General features: G+C 68.2%; 19 protein-coding genes. 17 read left to right on the top strand and 2 right to left on the bottom strand.

Annotated elements, in window-relative coordinates; all coding sequences use genetic code 11:
• Positions 1 to 61 precede the first annotated feature (61 nt).
• Entirely contained in the window at positions 62 to 256 is a 195-nt protein-coding gene (locus tag AC069H_RS20820) for a hypothetical protein (protein WP_478233483.1), read from the top strand.
• A gap of 2 nt (positions 257 to 258) precedes the next feature.
• Here the strand turns inward: AC069H_RS20820 and AC069H_RS20815 are convergent, their stop codons facing one another.
• Entirely contained in the window at positions 259 to 759 is a 501-nt protein-coding gene (locus AC069H_RS20815; RefSeq protein ID WP_478233482.1) for a hypothetical protein, read from the bottom strand.
• Positions 760 to 930: 171 nt separating this feature from the next.
• Between AC069H_RS20815 and AC069H_RS20810 the strand changes: the two genes are divergently transcribed.
• From AC069H_RS20810 to AC069H_RS20735, 16 genes are all read left to right on the top strand, one after another.
• The gene (locus tag AC069H_RS20810) at positions 931 to 1,326 is read left to right on the top strand and encodes a hypothetical protein (protein WP_478233481.1); all 396 of its coding nucleotides are present in this window, start codon (positions 931 to 933) and stop codon (positions 1,324 to 1,326) included.
• Positions 1,323 to 1,685 carry a hypothetical protein gene (locus AC069H_RS20805; protein ID WP_478233480.1) on the top strand — a complete coding sequence of 121 codons (363 nt, stop codon included), beginning with the start codon at positions 1,323 to 1,325 and terminating at the stop codon, positions 1,683 to 1,685. The genes AC069H_RS20810 and AC069H_RS20805 overlap by 4 nt, the downstream gene beginning before the upstream one ends.
• Positions 1,685 to 1,951 carry a hypothetical protein gene (locus tag AC069H_RS20800; protein ID WP_378344857.1) on the top strand — a complete coding sequence of 89 codons (267 nt, stop codon included), beginning with the start codon at positions 1,685 to 1,687 and terminating at the stop codon, positions 1,949 to 1,951. Before AC069H_RS20805 ends, AC069H_RS20800 begins: the two co-directional genes overlap by 1 nt.
• A gap of 14 nt (positions 1,952 to 1,965) precedes the next feature.
• A complete protein-coding gene (locus tag AC069H_RS20795) occupies positions 1,966 to 2,148 on the top strand; it encodes a hypothetical protein (RefSeq protein WP_378344856.1) in 183 nt (60 codons plus the stop codon).
• Positions 2,145 to 2,540, top strand: a complete 396-nt coding sequence (locus tag AC069H_RS20790; RefSeq protein WP_478233479.1) for a phage tail termination protein — start codon at positions 2,145 to 2,147, stop codon at positions 2,538 to 2,540. Before AC069H_RS20795 ends, AC069H_RS20790 begins: the two co-directional genes overlap by 4 nt.
• Positions 2,541 to 2,607: 67 nt before the next feature.
• Positions 2,608 to 3,192 (top strand): phage tail tube protein, encoded by a 585-nt coding sequence (locus AC069H_RS20785; RefSeq protein ID WP_478233478.1) that lies wholly within the window; start codon positions 2,608 to 2,610, stop codon positions 3,190 to 3,192.
• Between the two features lie 98 nt (positions 3,193 to 3,290).
• Positions 3,291 to 3,632 (top strand): hypothetical protein, encoded by a 342-nt coding sequence (locus tag AC069H_RS20780; RefSeq protein WP_478233477.1) that lies wholly within the window; start codon positions 3,291 to 3,293, stop codon positions 3,630 to 3,632.
• Between the two features lie 128 nt (positions 3,633 to 3,760).
• Positions 3,761 to 4,003, top strand: coding sequence for a hypothetical protein (locus AC069H_RS20775; protein WP_478233476.1), 243 nt, complete (start codon positions 3,761 to 3,763; stop codon positions 4,001 to 4,003).
• 26 nt (positions 4,004 to 4,029) lie between these two features.
• Positions 4,030 to 8,937: an aggregation-promoting factor C-terminal-like domain-containing protein gene (locus AC069H_RS20770; RefSeq protein WP_478233475.1), complete on the top strand. Its 4,908-nt coding sequence runs from the start codon at positions 4,030 to 4,032 to the stop codon at positions 8,935 to 8,937.
• A 13-nt stretch (positions 8,938 to 8,950) separates the two neighbouring features.
• Positions 8,951 to 10,378 (top strand): hypothetical protein, encoded by a 1,428-nt coding sequence (locus AC069H_RS20765; protein WP_478233474.1) that lies wholly within the window; start codon positions 8,951 to 8,953, stop codon positions 10,376 to 10,378.
• Between the two features lie 15 nt (positions 10,379 to 10,393).
• Positions 10,394 to 11,491, top strand: a complete 1,098-nt coding sequence (locus tag AC069H_RS20760; protein WP_478233473.1) for a DUF5047 domain-containing protein — start codon at positions 10,394 to 10,396, stop codon at positions 11,489 to 11,491.
• Between the two features lie 17 nt (positions 11,492 to 11,508).
• A complete protein-coding gene (locus tag AC069H_RS20755) occupies positions 11,509 to 11,733 on the top strand; it encodes a hypothetical protein (RefSeq protein ID WP_478233472.1) in 225 nt (74 codons plus the stop codon).
• A 13-nt stretch (positions 11,734 to 11,746) separates the two neighbouring features.
• Positions 11,747 to 12,064 carry a hypothetical protein gene (locus AC069H_RS20750; RefSeq protein WP_378343921.1) on the top strand — a complete coding sequence of 106 codons (318 nt, stop codon included), beginning with the start codon at positions 11,747 to 11,749 and terminating at the stop codon, positions 12,062 to 12,064.
• 3 nt (positions 12,065 to 12,067) lie between these two features.
• Positions 12,068 to 12,475 carry a hypothetical protein gene (locus tag AC069H_RS20745; protein WP_478233471.1) on the top strand — a complete coding sequence of 136 codons (408 nt, stop codon included), beginning with the start codon at positions 12,068 to 12,070 and terminating at the stop codon, positions 12,473 to 12,475.
• A 292-nt stretch (positions 12,476 to 12,767) separates the two neighbouring features.
• The gene (locus AC069H_RS20740; RefSeq protein WP_478233470.1) at positions 12,768 to 13,196 is read left to right on the top strand and encodes a hypothetical protein; all 429 of its coding nucleotides are present in this window, start codon (positions 12,768 to 12,770) and stop codon (positions 13,194 to 13,196) included.
• 4 nt (positions 13,197 to 13,200) lie between these two features.
• Positions 13,201 to 14,172, top strand: coding sequence for a glycoside hydrolase family 25 protein (locus AC069H_RS20735; RefSeq protein WP_478233469.1), 972 nt, complete (start codon positions 13,201 to 13,203; stop codon positions 14,170 to 14,172).
• Positions 14,173 to 14,310: 138 nt separating this feature from the next.
• On the opposite strand, the gene AC069H_RS20730 is transcribed toward AC069H_RS20735, so the two are convergent.
• The gene (locus tag AC069H_RS20730; RefSeq protein WP_478233468.1) at positions 14,311 to 14,736 is read right to left on the bottom strand and encodes a hypothetical protein; all 426 of its coding nucleotides are present in this window, start codon (positions 14,734 to 14,736) and stop codon (positions 14,311 to 14,313) included.
• Positions 14,737 to 15,944 lie beyond the last annotated feature (1,208 nt).

The following is a 15,944-nucleotide window of genomic DNA, read 5'->3' as shown; positions in this document are numbered from 1 at the left end:
CTCCTGCGGGACAACCACGTCGACCACCGGCGTAGACGAACGAACAGGAGAGGCACCAGCCATGGCAGAGCTACGCGAGTACCGCGTCACCGTCAACGGCCACCCGACCATCATGAACCTGACCGAGGAGGACGCCGCCCGGCTCGGCGGCGTCCCCGTCGAGAGCGAGCCCCGGGCGAAGCAGCGCTCGGAACCGCCGAACAAGGCGCGTACGGCCAGCAACAAGACCGATGCGCCCGCGGAGGACGCCCGGTAGCCCTAGTCAACAGGGCCGTACACCTCGCGTGCCTCGAACTCCTCGTGGTCGTCCCGTGTAGTGACGCCGACTTCGATCCTGATTTCCCAGAGGAGATGGTCAGCCGCGAAGACCATCTCGCCGACGTAGCCGAGATCGCCGTCGACTACTCGCGCCATACCCCAGGCGAACTGGTCCAATAGCGCCCGGACTGCTTTGCCGCTGACGACACGCGCGCGCAAGTGAGACTGTCGCACGGCCTCCAGACGCACGCTGAGCAACGGGAGATCCGGCTTCTCCTCGCGCGCCTCGTTCATGACCTCGTCGATAAGCGGAACAAGTTCGGCGTAGAAGTCGACGCGACGGTTGTACAGCTCCTTCTCACGTTCTAGTGCTTGTGCATGTGCTAGCTCCTCGCGTTGACGGCGAAGCGTCAGCCAGGCCGTCAGCCAGGATCCCAACAGGGTGAAAGCTCCTGTGACGATCGCGGTCACGAGCACGAACCACCAGGGCGCCGACGTCATGTGCGCCACGATAACGAGGTGAGGGAGCGCGCCATGCCCTTTCCTCCGCTGGCTGATCCCGGAGTCCTGGCGCGCTGGACAGGGCGAACCGAGACCGACCCGGCGGTAGCCGATGCCCTTGCGGCCGCCTCGGCACGGTTTCGTGCGGAGGTACGGCATCCGGTGTCGCGTGTGGCCGATGACGAAGTACGGCTCGACGGGCAAGGCGGGACGGTGCTGGCTCTGCCTGCCGCGCCCGTCGTCGCGGTGAGCCTGGTCGAGGTCCAGGGAACTCGCGTCACGGACTTCACCTGGTCTCGTCTTGGTCTGCTGCGTCGCGAGCCCGGATGGCCGGACGAATTGGACGCGGTCCGCGTCGTCTACACCCACGGGTACGAGCCCGTCCCGGAGGACATTTCGGAGGCGGTCATCAGCGAAGCTCGCTACCTGCTCACCGTCCAGCCGGGCTTGACCTCGATGACCGTGGGGGGCGAGTCCGTGGCGTTCGCCAGTCCGGCCGCGACGATGCCCCTGTCCTGGACACGGGCGGTGGACCGGTACCGGCTCAACCGCGGGGACCTGCCGTGATCTTCGGCGACACCATCACGATCCTTCGGCCCGCGATCGGCCGGGACCGGTACGGCTCCGACGTCCTGGACTACGGCGCCGGCAACCGCACCGTCGTGACGGGGGTGTGCGTCCAGCCTCGTTCGTCCACGGAGGCCACCAGCGCCTCGCGGACGACCAGCGACGCACGCTCGATGGTGACCACGGGGTGGCGGATCTACACCCCGGCAGGCATGGACCTCGACGTGACCCCGGTCGATCGGATCGAGTGGGCGGGCCGGACCTGCGAGGTCGTCGGCGAAATCGCCCGCTGGCCCCACCCGATCCGCCCCGGCGCGGTGCACCACTGCGAAGTCGACATAGAGAAGGTGACGGGCTGATGGCTCTGACAAACCGCGAATTCCGCGCGCTCATGCGCCTTCCCGGCCTGCGCGCCCGGCTGCGAGGGGTGGCCGAAGGAGTCGCCACCCGGACTCGCGCGAACCTCGCAGCCGCGAGGGTCGATGCCGAGGTGACCGTGGAGGAAGGCATCCGCCCGAGGGGACGCAGCTACGCCCGCGTGATCCATGACGATCCGTTCGGCGAGTTCGGCACGAAAGACGTTCCCCGCCATCGCGCGCTCGGCCGCGCGATCGGCGGCAAGTAGAAAGAGAGGCCGCCGTGGCCCGAGTGATCATCGCGTTCCACCCCGACCACACCCAAGTCGGCAAGACCGTGACCGTGGACGACGACCAGGCTGTGACCATGGTCGCCGAAGGCCGCGCCCGCTACGCCGACGACGACAAGGCCGCCCAGGGCACAGCAGCGCGCAAGCCCGCACCCAAGGCCCCCGGCGACCAGTGATCGACGTCGAGGCCCTGGTGGTGAGCTGGCTCGCCGGGCGCCTCGACGGAACACGCGTCGTCGCCGAGCTGCCCGCCGAGTTCGAACGGCACCTCCCGGTGGTCCAGGTCACCGCCCTGCCAGGAACGAAGGACACGCGCCCGTGGAACCACCCGCATCCGCTGCTGTGGCGGCCCCGCGTGGACGTCGACGTGTTCGCCGCATCCCGTGCAGCCGCGTTCGACCTGGCGTCCACAGTGGCCGGGCACCTGCACGAGCTGACAGGGCAGGACAACCCGTGGGGGTACGTCGCCGCTGTGGCCGAACCAGCCGGACCGGCGTGGCGGCCCGACTACAACCCGGCGGTACGCCGATGCGGGCTGACCGCCGAACTCACTCTCCGGGCTGACTAGCCCGCCAAACGATCCGCCCCGCTCTCTTCGCTCGCCAGGGGACTCCGCAACCGCAAGGGAGAAACCCGTGGCATTGAACAGCACCCTCGCGCGCCTGGGCGTGACCGGAGCGCTCTACGTCGGTGCCGTGGGCACGACGGCGCCGAGCGCGACCACCCTCGGGCCGTGGGCGCCCGCGATGCGCGACCTCGGCTACATCAGCGATGACGGGATCGTGGAAGGAGTCGACGAGGACAAGGAGGAGTTCACGCCCTGGCAGAGCGCGACTCCGATCCGCTCGGAGATCACCAAAGCGACACAGACCTATCAGGCCACTTTGTGGGAGAGCAAGTTCGACACGATCTCCCTGTACTACCGGGTCGGCCAGGAGGACATGACGCAGACCGGCACGGGCGCCGACGCTGTCGTTTCCTTCATGGACAAGGGAAAGCCGAAGCGGGACCTGCGGTGCTTCGGGATCGACGTCATCGACGGCGCCTACCACCGCCGGGTCTTCCTGCCCCTGGCCGAGGTGACCGAACGCGGGGAACTGACCTACAAGTCGGACACGCTGATCGGCTACGAGGTCACGATCACCGCCTACCCCGGCGCTGACGGCTACTCCGCCCTGCGGGTCTTCAAGGAGGGCTGGGAACTTCCCACGCCGTCGTGACCCGTCGCTAGCGGGGGCCGATGTGGACAACTGGTGGGCGGTCCACATCGGCCCCCTTTTCTCTTGCTCACCAACGCTCACCGGATGGAGAACCCCGAGTGTCCACCATTGACATGGACGCGATCCTCGCCCAACGCGAGGAAGCTACCGGATCCGCCGATACCTTCAAGTTCGTGTTCAAGGGCAAGGAATGGGTCTGCATGGACCCGATCACCGCCGACGACGACTGGAAGGACGGCCTGCTCGACCTGGACACCGACGTCGACGTGGCCGAGTACTACCTCGGTTCCGATCAGTACAAGACGTTCGTGAAGGAGGGCGGCCGGGCCGGATACGTCATCCTCGCCATCAACTCCTATATGCAGACGATGCGGCAGGAACAGGAGGATGGGCGCCCTACACGGCGGCGGACCTCCTCGCCGAAGCGCCGGAAGCGATAGAGGCCGCCCTGTGCGCGACCTACGCGCCCCGTAACCCGATCGCGGAGTTCTGGCGCGGGGACATCACCCTGCGCCATCTCCGGGTCCTCATCGAGCACCTGCCGCCCGACTCCGCATTTCACCGCACGGTGCACGGGCACGCGTGGTCGGACGTCGAATACCTCCTCGCCGTCATCGCCGACCGAGTCGCCGAAGGCACCTTCGTGACCGGGCGCGGGGCACAGATGAAGGGCCTGCACCGGCCGAAGCCCGTGCCCCGCCCCGGCGACGAGCACAAAGGCCGGATCGGTGACCGGGCCGGACGCAGCGCCGAAGACGTCATCGCCTACCTCGACACCTTCAAACCCGACAGGTCGGCCGCCACTGGCTGAGACACCCGCGCGGGGAGGTGTCCACTGTGGCCGAGTCCGGCGAGGTGTACTGGGTCGAGGTCCTGCCCTCGGCGCGGCGCTGGGGAACCATGCTGGCCAAAGAGGCCAGTGGCGCGGGCAAGCGCGCGGGCGACCAGCTGTCGAAGGAACTCGACTCCGCGTCGGCAAAGGCCGGTCGTACTGCCGGCCAGAACCTCTCCGAGGGCATGGCCGCCGCCGAGGCCGAGGTCAAGCGGATCGGTGACCAGCTCAAGGCCGCCCGCGACAAGGAAGCCGACGCGGCAGGGAAAGTCCGCGTCGCCGAACAGCAGCTCGCCGAGGTCCGCGCCAAGAGCGGTGCCCGGGCGTCCCAGGTGGCCACCGCCGAAGAACGCCTCGCCACCGCGCAGCGCACCCACGCACGCGTGCAGGAGCGGGTCACCACCGCGACCGGCGACTACGAGCGGGCACAGCGCAACGCGACCGAGGCCACCGAGTCCATGCGGCTCTCCGGCGACGACGCATCGGCCACGATGGACAAGCTCGGCGGCGCCCTGCGCAAGGTCGATGACGTCAACCTGCGCCGGGCGCACAAGTCCATTCTCGGGTTTGGCGCCGGGGCCTACAGCGCCGCCGCTGCGGTATCCCTGCTCGGCCACGCCGCGCTCGGGATCGGCGGCATGGCCAGCGCAATCGCCACCGCCTCCGGTGCCGCGCTCGTCCTGCCCGGTGCCGCGTTCGCCGGGGCGGCGGCCGTGGGCACGCTCGTGCTCGGCGTCCAGGGCATGGGCGACGCGATGAAGGCCGTGGCCGAGGGGGACGCCAAGAAGCTCTCCGAGGCCCTGTCCGGCATGGCGCCGTCGGCCGCCGCGCTGGTGCGCGAGATGGCGGCCTTGAAGCCCCAGTTCTCCGCCATGCAGGACGCGGTCCAGCAACGGCTTTTCGAGGGCGTGTCCGCCGAGCTGCGCCCGTTGGCGAACCAGTACCTTCCCGTCGCCAACCGGCAGCTGACGTTCCTGGCGGCCGGGTACAACACGGCCGCCCTGCAAGCGATCGCGTTCACCCGGCAGGCCCGCACCGTCGACGACGTGAACGCGATGCTCAGCGACTCCGGCATCGCCATGCGGGAACTCGGTCTGGCGGCGGTGAACCTGCTGCCCGCCCTGCGCGACATCTCAGCCGTGGGCGCGCAGCTGCTCCCGAACCTCTCCGGCGGCGCGGCGGAGGCGGCCCGCGGTTTCAGCGAGATGATCGCGCGCCTGCGGGAAACCGGGCAGCTCCAGCAGATCATGGTCAACGGCCTGTCGCTGCTCGGTGATATCGCCGCCGTGGCAGGCAACCTCGGCTCCATCCTCGGGTCCGTGTTCAGCGCCGCGAACACCTCGGGCGGGTCCCTTCTGGACACCCTCGGCTACCTGTCCGGCGAGCTGGCGACGTTCCTGAAAACCCCGGAGGGCGCCGGCGCGCTGATCACGTTCTTCACCACCGTGCACGACGTGGTCATGGGCCTCTCACCGGGGCTGCACGCGGTGCTGGGTGCCCTCGCCGAGGGTGTGATCGCCCTCGGCCCGACCTTGCCGCCTCTGGCCACCGCGTTCTCCGCTGTCGCGGTCGCACTCGCCCCGCTGGTGGTCGACGCCGCCTATCTCGCCGCCGACCTGATTCCCCTTCTCGTGTCAGGAATCCAGTTCCTCGCTCCCGCGCTTGGACTGCTGCTGGCGGCCTTCGGCGCGGGCGTCCTCGCCATGCGTGCGTGGTCCCTGGCGATGCGGGCGATGATGTTCGCGTCCACCGTGGTCAGCGTCGTCCAGGCGCTGACCACGGCGCAGCACGGGTTGAACACCGCGATGCGCGCGAACGTCATCGGGCTGATCCTCACCGCGGTCGTCGCGCTCGTCGCCGGGTTCGTGTACCTGTGGAACCACTCGGCCGGATTCCGCGATTTCTGGATCGGCCTGTGGGACGCGATCAAGACCGCCGCCCTGTGGGCCTGGCAGAACGTCCTGAAACCCGCGTTCGACGGAATCGTTGCGGCGCTGCGGTTCCTCGGCCAGATCGCGGGCTGGCTGTGGTCCAACATCCTTGAACCGGTCTTCGGCTTCATCGGCAAGGCCGCCGCGTTCCTCGCGCCGATCCTGCTGACCGTCCTGATCGGACCGACGGTCGTGGCGTTTCGCGCGCTGGCCGCCGTGGCGACCTGGCTGTGGTCCACCGTGCTGGAACCGGTCTTCTCCGCGCTGGGCGCGTTCTTCGGCTGGCTGTGGAACACGCTGCTGCGCCCGTACTTCGACGCGTGGGTGGCCGTGTTCCGGCTGGTCGCCGGCGTCGCAACCTGGCTGTGGGTCAACGCTCTCGGCCCGACCTTCCGCGCGCTGGGCGACTTCTTCGGCTGGCTGTGGGGAACGCTGTTGAAACCGGCCTTCGACGGCTGGGTCCGGGCGTTCCGGCTGGTCGGCGACGCCGCCTCGTGGCTGTATGACCGGGCCATCAAGCCCGCGTTCGACGCGATCTCCGGCACTCTCTCGTGGGTCTATGACCATGTGGTCCGCCCGGTCTTCGGCTGGTTCGCTGATCGGCTCGCGGACGCGAAGCGCGGGTTCGAGCTGCTGGCCGACACGACGCGCCGGGTGTTCGACACGATCGCCGGGTTCATCAAGACCCCGGTCCAGTTCGTGATCGACGTCATCTGGAACAACGGCTTACGCAAGGTCTACAACTCGGCCGCCGCTCTCATCCCCGGCGTCGACGAGCTGCCGGAACTGCGACTCGCGCGTGGCGGGGTCCTTCCCGGTTACGCGCCGGGGCGGGACACCGTGCCCGCGCTGCTGTCGCCGGGCGAGGCCGTGTTGGTGCCGGAGCTGGTGCGCGCGATCGGCCCGGCCGCCATCCTCGCCGCGAACGCCGCCGCCATGCAGGGACGCGGCTTCTCGCGGGGCGGCCTGGTCGGACGGTTCGCGACGGGCGGGATCGTCGGCACCGCCACGACCGCGACGGCGGTCACGGCCACCACCTCGGATCCGGCCGCGTCCACTGTGGCTACCGAAGCACTCACAGCCGCCTCGACAGCCCTCGCCGACACGGTCACGACCGTGCTTCTGCCGGCACTGGCCGAGGTGGAGCACCACACGTCGCTGCTGCTGCCGCAGGCCAACGGGATCGCGGTGGCGAGTCTGCTTGCCCTGCAAGGGACCTCGGCCACCGTGTGGACGGCGATCACCGGCCACAGTGTCCTGCGCGCGGGCGAGATCACCGCGCGGCAACTCCGGCTCCAAGCCGACCTGACCACGTCGTGGGCGGGGATCTCCGCGGTCGTCTGGGCGTCGGCGACCGCGCAGACCAACGCCTTCACCGCCCTCGGGAACGGCTTGGGCGCGCTGAGGACCGCTGTCGCCTTCACCGCCGGGTGGGTGCGGGACCGGTTCGCGGAGATGCAGGGACATGCCGCAAACCCGGTTCGCTGGATTCTTCAGTGGCCCTTGAACTCCGGGCTGGTCGCGGCCTGGAACAAGTTGAACTCGGACTTCTCCCTCGGAAAGACGATCGGTCCCGTTCCGATCGGGTTCGCCTCCGGTGGGCCGGTTCCGGGCGCCGGGAACACGGACAAGATCCTGGCCCTGCTCACCCCGGGCGAATACGTGCTGCCCAAGCAGGTCGTGCAGACCTGGGGTGTAGGGAACATCCGGGCGGCGCACATGGCCGCCTTGCGCGGGAACTTCCGGGGCCTCGAAGGGCTGCTCGGGGACGACTTGCGCCGGGCACAGGTGGTACCGGGCTACCAGTCCGGTGGGCTCGTCGCCGACACGGGCTCCGCGATGGACGCCGCCATCGCCCGCGTCGTCCAGTTCGGCCGGTCGATGCACGGGCGCCCCTACGTGTGGGGTGGCTCTTCGGCGGCCGGGACGGATTGCTCGGGCTGGCAAGCGATGCTCAAGCGGGCGGCGCTGGACCAGAAGCCGTACGCGCGGCGGGAGTGGTCGACCGGCGGCGTCAGCACGAGCAACCCGCCACCAGGGTTCGTACCGGGGATCGGCGGGACGTTCGCGATCGGTGTGACCCACGGGAACCCCGGTCACACCGCCGGGACCGTCGCGGGCATCAACGCCGAGTCCGGCGGGTCCCATGGTTATGTCGCGTTCGGGCCACCCTCGGCAGGGGCGGACCACCGCCAGTTCCCGATGCACTTCCACATCGCCGAACTCGGCGGACAGTTCGTGTCCGGCGGATCGGGGTTCGACCCGGCAGCCCTCGTCGGCAGCGCGTTCGCCGACACCTACCGCCTGATCGAGGACGCCGGACGAAACTTCCCCGGCAACATCGCCGCCCACCATGGCCAAGGCGTCGCGCGCCGTGCGGCGGACGGGGCGAAGACGTTCGCCGTCGACCGGATCTCCGACCTGCTGTCCACCACCACGGCGGGCGGATCGGCCGATGTGGTCGCCGCCGTCCGCGCCGTCGCCAGCCGCTACGGCTGGGGCACCGGGCCACAGTGGAACGCCTTGGACTGGCTGATCGGGCATGAGTCGAGCTGGAACCCGGCAGCGGCGAACCCGAGGTCGAGCGCCCGCGGTCTGTTCCAGAAGATGGAGTCGGTGCACGGCCCCGTCGAGCCGACCGCCGCCGGTCAGGCCGAGTGGGGGCTTCGCTACATCGCCAGCCGCTACGGCTCCCCGCTCGGCGCGAAATCGTGGTGGGAAGCCCACCACTGGTACGACCAGGGCGGCTGGTTGCAGCCCGGTTTCACCCCGGTCTACAACGGGACCGGGAAGCCCGAGCTGGTCCTTCCGCACGACACGGCGAAGAACGTCATCGGTGCTCTCGCCGGCAACACCGAGCCGGTGCGGCTGACCGGCGAACTGTCCATCTCGGACGACGGGATGACGGCGTTCGTCGACGGCCGGATCGAGCGGAACAACGACGCCACCGGTACCGCGATCGCCCGCGGTGTCCGCTTCTAGGACGGGGGCGGGCATGTCGTGGGCTCGTGGCGGGTATGCCCGCAATCCGTTCGCCTCGGGTGTCGGCCCGGAGTTCGGCTCGCTGCCTGGCGAACAGGAACTCCCGCCGCCCATTCCCGGCGGGACGTCGAAGTGGACCTACGCCCCGAACCCGATGCCCGCCTACGCCTCGCGCGCCTGGGCGGGGAGCGTGTTCCCGCTCCCGTATCCCGGCGGCGGGATCTCGATCCTGCCCGTGCCCGAGCAGGGTGTGATGCGGGTGACGGGGTGGTGGCCGAACGCCTCGGTCGTGCAGCTCATCCGCGAGCATCCTGACGGGACACTGTGGCCGGTGCGCGGCGGGAACCCGCTCACCGTGGACCAGCCGACCCGGTACAACTACGCCACCAACCCCTCGGTGGAGGTCGGGTTGCACGGCTATGTCCCGGACGTTGGTAACCCGGTTCTGGCGCGGGTCACTGGCCCGGAGGCACCTCGAGGTGGGGCGTACCTGACGGCCACCATCGCCGAGGCGGGGGCGGCCGGGGTCACCGTGCCCACCTCGGTCCCATTCGGGCCCGAGGTGGCGATCGGCCTGGACATGCGGATTTCCGCGCGCCCGGAGACGGTCACCATCCAGGTGACGTGGACGACTGCCGGGGGCGTGCCGCTTCCCCCGGCAAGCGCGGTTCTCACCGCCGACCAGGTCAACGCCTCGATCGGGCAGTTCGCCCGCCATGTCGTCACGCTTACTCCACCAGCGGGAGCGGTCACCCCGACCATGAAGGTGCTCGTGGACGGTCTGCCCGCGGGTGCGGTCCTGGGACTGGACGGGTTCACCGTCGAGACACAGAGGACGTCGTCGTCGGGAACGTTCTTCGACGGCGCGGTCTACGGCGGGACGTGGGTCGGAACTGCCGGCCTGTCGGAGTCCACAATGGCTCCGCTGCTCGTGCTGGACGACGCCGAATGCCCGCTCGATGTGCCGATCCGGTACCGGCTGGTCAATCCCGCGCCCACCGGCGGATCGATGACGAGCCAGAGCGCGGTCCTGCTCAGCCTCGGTCAGACCTGGCTCACGCACCCGTCGCGGCCTGGTCGGCCGGTCACCGTCCACGTGGGCGCGGTCCCGTCCCGCACTCGCGAGGCCGCACGGGGGATCTTCTACCCGATCGGCGCGACCCACCCCATCATCGTGTCCTCCGCGCGCCGCCGCGCGCCCACGGGTGAGCTGTCGATCGGTGCGCTGACCTTCGCCGAACGGGACCGGCTGCTGGAGCTGTTCGCCGACCTCGCGCCCGTCCTGCTGCGCGCCCCCGCCGAGTTCGGCTACGGCGCGGGAATGTGGCTGGTCCTGGGCGACCTCACCGAGGACGCCAGGTCCCGCCGCGCCTACCAGGAGACCCGCATCCTCACCGCCGGATTCCACGAAGTCGAAGCACCCAGCGAACTCGCCGTCTGACGCGGAGGTGCGCTGGTGTGGTCTCTGTCCACGCAGGCCCGGATCGCGCTCACGCAATCCCACGCGATGCAGGCACGGGCCACTGTGTCCAGTCCGACCTACGGCGTGCTCACCCTGCCGCTCTCGGGCGGCTCGGTCGAGGTCGATGCCACCAGCAAAGTCCGCCGGACCGCGACACTCCAGGCCGATCCGCGCTGGTGGCCGCACTCGCCCACGGACCTGCTCTCGCCCTACGGGTCCACCTGCCGCGTCGACTACGGGATCGTGCTGCCCAGCGGCGACACCGAGTGGGTACCGCTGCTCACTGGCTATCTGGACGAGACGTCGAGGACCAGGCCCATCACCAACTCCGGCGACCTGACGGTCAAGGTGGTCGACCCGGCTCAACGTGTCGCCGAAGACCGGCTCGACGTGCCCGCGCAGACCATCGCCAACGCCCCCGCCGTCAGCGAGATCATCCGCCTGGTCAAAGCGACCCTTGGCCCGCAGCTCGACGTCGTCGACGAGACCGGCTCCAGCGCCTCCGCATCGGTTTTTATCATCGAGCGCGAGCGCTGGGACGCCGTCGAGAAACTGGCCGACTTCCTCGCGGCCGAGCCGTTCTTCGACCCGCTCGGGCGCCTGGTCATCCGGCCACAACCGACACTGTCCCGAAGTCCTGTGTGGACGATCCGGACCGGGAATCGGGGAAGCCTGCTCACCGCCAAGGACAAGCGCAGCCGCGAGCAGGTCTACAACCGCGTCGTCGCGTCAGGACAGCGCACCGACGGCGTGCCCGCGGTCTACGCCACCGCGACCGACACCACGAGCCCCGCCTACTACGGCGGGCCGTTTGGGAAGAAGAACCGCTTCTACACCTCGGAACTGCTCACGACCACCGCGCAATGCCAGGCCACAGCGGACGCGCTGCTGGCCCGCACACGAGGTGTCGGCGCACAGGTCGAGATCGAGGCCCTGGTGAACCCTGCCCTCGATTCCGGAGACGTTCTGGTCGTACTCGACCCGGAGACCGGGGAGACCCGCCACATCATCGACAAACTCTCCATCCCGCTCACCCCGGACGGCACGCAGTCCATCACCACCCGCTCGGACGAGCTGCCCGCCGAGACCTGACCGAGGAGGACCGGCCGTTGAACATCGCCGAAGCCGTCGCCCGCGTCGTGGACGACGCGCTGACTGCCCGCAGGAAAGTCGGCACCGTCACGGGAATGTCGGGCAACCGGGTCATTGTGTCCGTCCAAGGCGGATCACTCGAACTTCCCCGTCTCGCCAGTTACACCCCGACCGCAGGGGACGTCGTGCACATCGACGCCACCGTGCCCGGCGCGTGGCTGGTCCTCGGGAAAACCGCATAGGAAGGACAAACCCATGGCCGCCACCCTCGCCGAGAGCGCCGAAATCGCCGCGTTCCCCGCCTTCACCCGCCGCGTCCTCGCGGCCGTGTCCATCGCGGCCAAAGACGTCGGTAGTGAACCGGAAGACCCGAACTTTCCCAACCGCACCCAGCTCCGCCGCGCGCTGGCGACCAACGTCTTCGCCAACCCGCTCGACTACGGCAGCCGGTTCGCCTGGGCCGTCGCGACCAACCCCGTGATCACCCTCGCCTCCAGCGACTCCGATATCCAGTACACGGTCAATTCGGTCTGGGACACCATCGCGGGCGCGCCCCCGATCCCGGCCTCGTAGCCCATGACCGTGCACGCCGTCCTTCTCGCCCAGGCGCAGTTCGACCCGACCGCCTACCTGAACTTCGGTGTCCTGGGCCTGCTCGTCGTCTCGCTGCTGACCGGCTGGCTGTGGACACGGCCGAGCGTTGACCGGCTGACCGAGGAGAAGCAAAGGGCGATAGCCGAGAAGGACCGTGCCGAAGCCCAGCGGGACGCCATGGCCCAAGTCCTCCAGGACCGCCTCTTGCCCGTGGTGAGCGACTTCATCACCACGACCAAAGCGCTGATGCCGCTCCTTCAGGAGATCCAGCAACTCCAGCAGATGGTTCCGCTTCTGCATGAGATCGCCAGGACGGGAGACCACCGTGAGCCTCTTCCGGCGCCCCAGGCCCGATCCGCCGCCCGCGCACCGCGGCGACACACCACCTGAATACAGCGAAGACCAGGTCGCCGTCCTGACCAGCCGCGCCGCCGAACTCCTGGACGAGTTGCACGAGGTCATGGACGAGATGGCCCGCAAGCTCCTGTCCACCAGCTCCGAAGGGGAAGGCCGATGAGATTCCCGTGGACAGGCCGCCATCCGGAGCGCCGGCGCCAGGCTCGCCGACCAGCCACTCAGGACAGCGACGTGAGCGCACTGGCCACACGGGCCGATCAGATCCTCACCGAGCTGGACGCCGTCGTGAACCGAATGTCGACCATGCTGCGAGAGGCATACCCCGATGACGACGCCTGACCCCAACACCCGCGAAACCTTGCGCGCCGCAGCCAGCCTCGAAGACGGCATGGCCGCACTCCGCACCGACATCGCCGCCCTGCACCAGCGCAGCAAACGCGACCGGAACTGGATCATCGGCCTCGCCGTCTCGCTCCTGCTGGACGTCGTGCTCTCCGTCGTCGTGGCGGTCGTCGCCGTCGAAGCCGCCCAGGCCACCTCGCTCGCCGAACAGAACCGGCAAGCCCAGACCGCCTCGTGCGAAGCCGCGAACGCCGCCCGAGCAGTGTCGGTATCCCTGTGGACCTACGTCCTCGACCAGGTCACCAAGAACCCGGAGAACCAGACTCCCGAGCGGGCAGAGCAGATCGAGCAGTTCCGCCGCTACATCAGCACCGCCTACGCCCCGCGCGACTGCGCCAACCCAGGGAAGTGAGACCGTGCCCCTCCTGGTCGACCTCTACCAGCGGTGGAACCGCGTCACCGACTGGAAAGCACTGTCTGGCGCGGTCTCCGGCGCCTACATCAAGTACAGCGACGGGACCAGCGGCGCCCAGGTCCCTGCCGACACCTACGTCACCGGGTGCCGGAACCACGGCATCCCGCACGGCGGCTACCACTTCGCCCAGGCCGGAGACCCCGTCGCCCAGGCCCGTGTCTTCCTCGCCCAGTACCGGCGCCTGGGCGGGCAGCTCGCGCCCGCGCTGGATCTTGAGTCCGGCGACATCCCGGTCGCCGCCCGAGCTGGCTTCGCCAGGCGGTTCCTGGAGACGGTCCACGAGGTGTACCCGGTCGTCGTCCTCTACGCATCTGGCTCGTGGCTCGCGTCCCTCAAGCCGGACAGCTGGCCGTACCCGTGGGACCGCACCTGGTGCGCGGAGTACGGGCCAAACAACGGACGCCGCAACGCCATCACCCATTACCGCGGGCGCGTCGACCTGCACCAGTACACGAGCGTCGGCCGGATCGCCGGGGTCACCGGCGACGTCGATCTGAACTGGACAGACGACCTCGCCGCGCTCCGGCTCGACACCACCAGCCCGTCACTGTCCGAGGAGGACGACATGCCCGCGATCCCGTACACCTTCGACGGAACCGGCCGCGACGCCAACGGCAAGCTCCGCGAGCGATGCCACGTTCTCCCGATCCCGGTTGGGTCTGTGAGTCTTGTCGTGGACCGCGCCTGGCTGAGCTTCAAGACCGCCATCGGTCCGGCCGAATCCGTCCGGCTCATGGCCATCTCCAGCGGCACCAAAGCCGGATACCCGGTCGACAAGACCTGGACCAACGTGGCCCACGACGCCGCCCGACCGTCCATCGAGGCACCGTCCGGGGTGGACCAGTTCACCGTCTTCGTCAAGTCCGAGTTTCCCTACGGCCTCTGTGTGGAGACCCTGGCCAAGAAGCGCTGATCCACCACTCCGAGATACAAACGCCCGCGCGTGTCACCTGGTCCAGGTGCACGCGCGGGCGTTTCTCGTCGTTACCCGACCACGGTGGTCACCATGCCCGTTTGGACCTGGTCCACCGTCGACGTTTCCTCCTCTTCTTCAGCTCGCTGCCCAGCACCCTTTGAACGCTAAGAAAGTCATCAGCTGAACCCAGCGAGTCCATCGGCGCCTCGTCGCTGCGCTCAGCTCCCGCCGCTCGCGCAGAAGGTCGTGAAACTCCAACGCCCGCGCGATCGCGACCTTCCTATGTCCAAGAGAATCCGCGATCTCGTCTACCGTCAGTTGCTTCTCGCAGAACATCTCGCGAAGCTGTCGTCGCCCGCTTGCCTGCAGGAGCTGCCGCTTCGGAAGACCGTAGACATAGACATCGCGATAGAGACTGGCCGTGCCCAGATCGAACATCGTCTTGAGATCCGAGACGCTGATCTCCAGGTCAAACCACGCTTCAGTGAACGCCTCACGCCGTTTGCTCTCGCCTGCCGCTGCCTCGGACGATTCGTTGACGAGATCTTCCGCGGTCGTCACTGGCCACACCGGCCTCTGGGCTGATCGTTCAGCACCCCGAGTGCATCCAGCGCACCGTGTACCTCGGCGAAGCTGACGTCGGCTTCGCTCGCGATCTGCGCGACGGACTTACCCTGTAAACGCTGATTCGCCCACGTCAGATGACGACTATCCTGGGTAGACGGCCTTCGGTTCTTCCTAGATGAACTCACGATGATCCCGCTGTCGGCCGGGCCTGATGCAGCTGGGCCCGGGAAAGTGAAAGGGCGTTCCTTGACACTCTTGGGTCGCAGTGCCTCCGCATTCGGTGGACCGTCTTCGTCTTCGACCGGCCACTGCTGATTGGCGACCCATCCATGCAAGCTGCGTGCGCGAAGCGGCGGGAACAAGTAGCTCTCGTCCGGCTCCTGAGTCCTCCCGATCGGCCAGAAGAGCACAGTTCGCTCCACTGGCGAGGAAAACCAGTCCACAGATCCCAGTCCCGCCCAGTGCCCCAGAGACTCACTCGTCGCACGATGGCCGATCCAATTCGGCCTGCTCCTTGATGCTACGTAGCTCTATCCGCAGCCGCACCAAATCGCGATACACCAAATCTACTCTTGTCGAGTACTTTTCAGAAATACGACGTACTGACTGTTTTTCGACTTCGTACTCTCGCCGTAGTTGCGCGTCGCTGTATGGTCGCGACTTACGCCTTCTTCCTGGCGGGCGAATCTGCACATCGGATTCATCTATTACCTTCTTTATCCAATAAGGCGAACAGTCGTAATTTCTAGCGAGTGCCGCAGTTCCAAGGCTTGCGTCGCGTTCATACTCTTGCGCAATTCGCTGTCGCAGCTGGGGGCCGTAGATGTAATGGGTGCGCACCTCACTCGGCGGAAGGTTCTTCAAAGCCCAATCAAGGTTGAGTTCCCTCGCTGCGGATGACATGCGACTTTTCTCTCCGCTGATTTATGGATGCCCCGTCCGCCGCTCAAGATAGATCCATTGATTGACGGACGGGGCTGACTCGACCGCTCGGGGGGCGTGGCGGACGAGCCAGGTCACATTTCGTTCGTTAATCGAATTCGCGCTCAGTCGGCAAAGCTTACTGGCCTGAGACGGTTACCTCGCTGCTCTTTGCAGTGAGCCGGACCGCTAAGGACAGTAGGTGCTCCACCATCTGCCGGTACATCCCTGCCATGTGAACAGGAGGCGCCGTTGCGCTCTCTTCCTCGACCAGCCTCAAC

The sequence above is a fragment of the Amycolatopsis sp. NPDC043887 genome (assembly GCF_056435665.1).
Note: the sequence above shows the minus strand (reverse complement) of the source record. Positions and strands in the feature narration are given on the sequence as shown.

Bases quoted from the DNA above. Each gene is read 5' to 3' on its own strand.
- AC069H_RS20820 (WP_478233483.1), top strand. From the start codon at position 62: ATGGCAGAGCTACGCGAGTACCGCGTCACCGTCAACGGCCACCCGACC.
- AC069H_RS20815 (WP_478233482.1), bottom strand. From the start codon at position 759: ATGACGTCGGCGCCCTGGTGGTTCGTGCTCGTGACCGCGATCGTCACA.
- AC069H_RS20800 (WP_378344857.1), top strand. From the start codon at position 1,685: ATGGCTCTGACAAACCGCGAATTCCGCGCGCTCATGCGCCTTCCCGGC.
- AC069H_RS20765 (WP_478233474.1), top strand. From the start codon at position 8,951: ATGTCGTGGGCTCGTGGCGGGTATGCCCGCAATCCGTTCGCCTCGGGT.
- AC069H_RS20750 (WP_378343921.1), top strand. From the start codon at position 11,747: ATGGCCGCCACCCTCGCCGAGAGCGCCGAAATCGCCGCGTTCCCCGCC.
- AC069H_RS20745 (WP_478233471.1), top strand. From the start codon at position 12,068: ATGACCGTGCACGCCGTCCTTCTCGCCCAGGCGCAGTTCGACCCGACC.
- AC069H_RS20740 (WP_478233470.1), top strand. From the start codon at position 12,768: ATGACGACGCCTGACCCCAACACCCGCGAAACCTTGCGCGCCGCAGCC.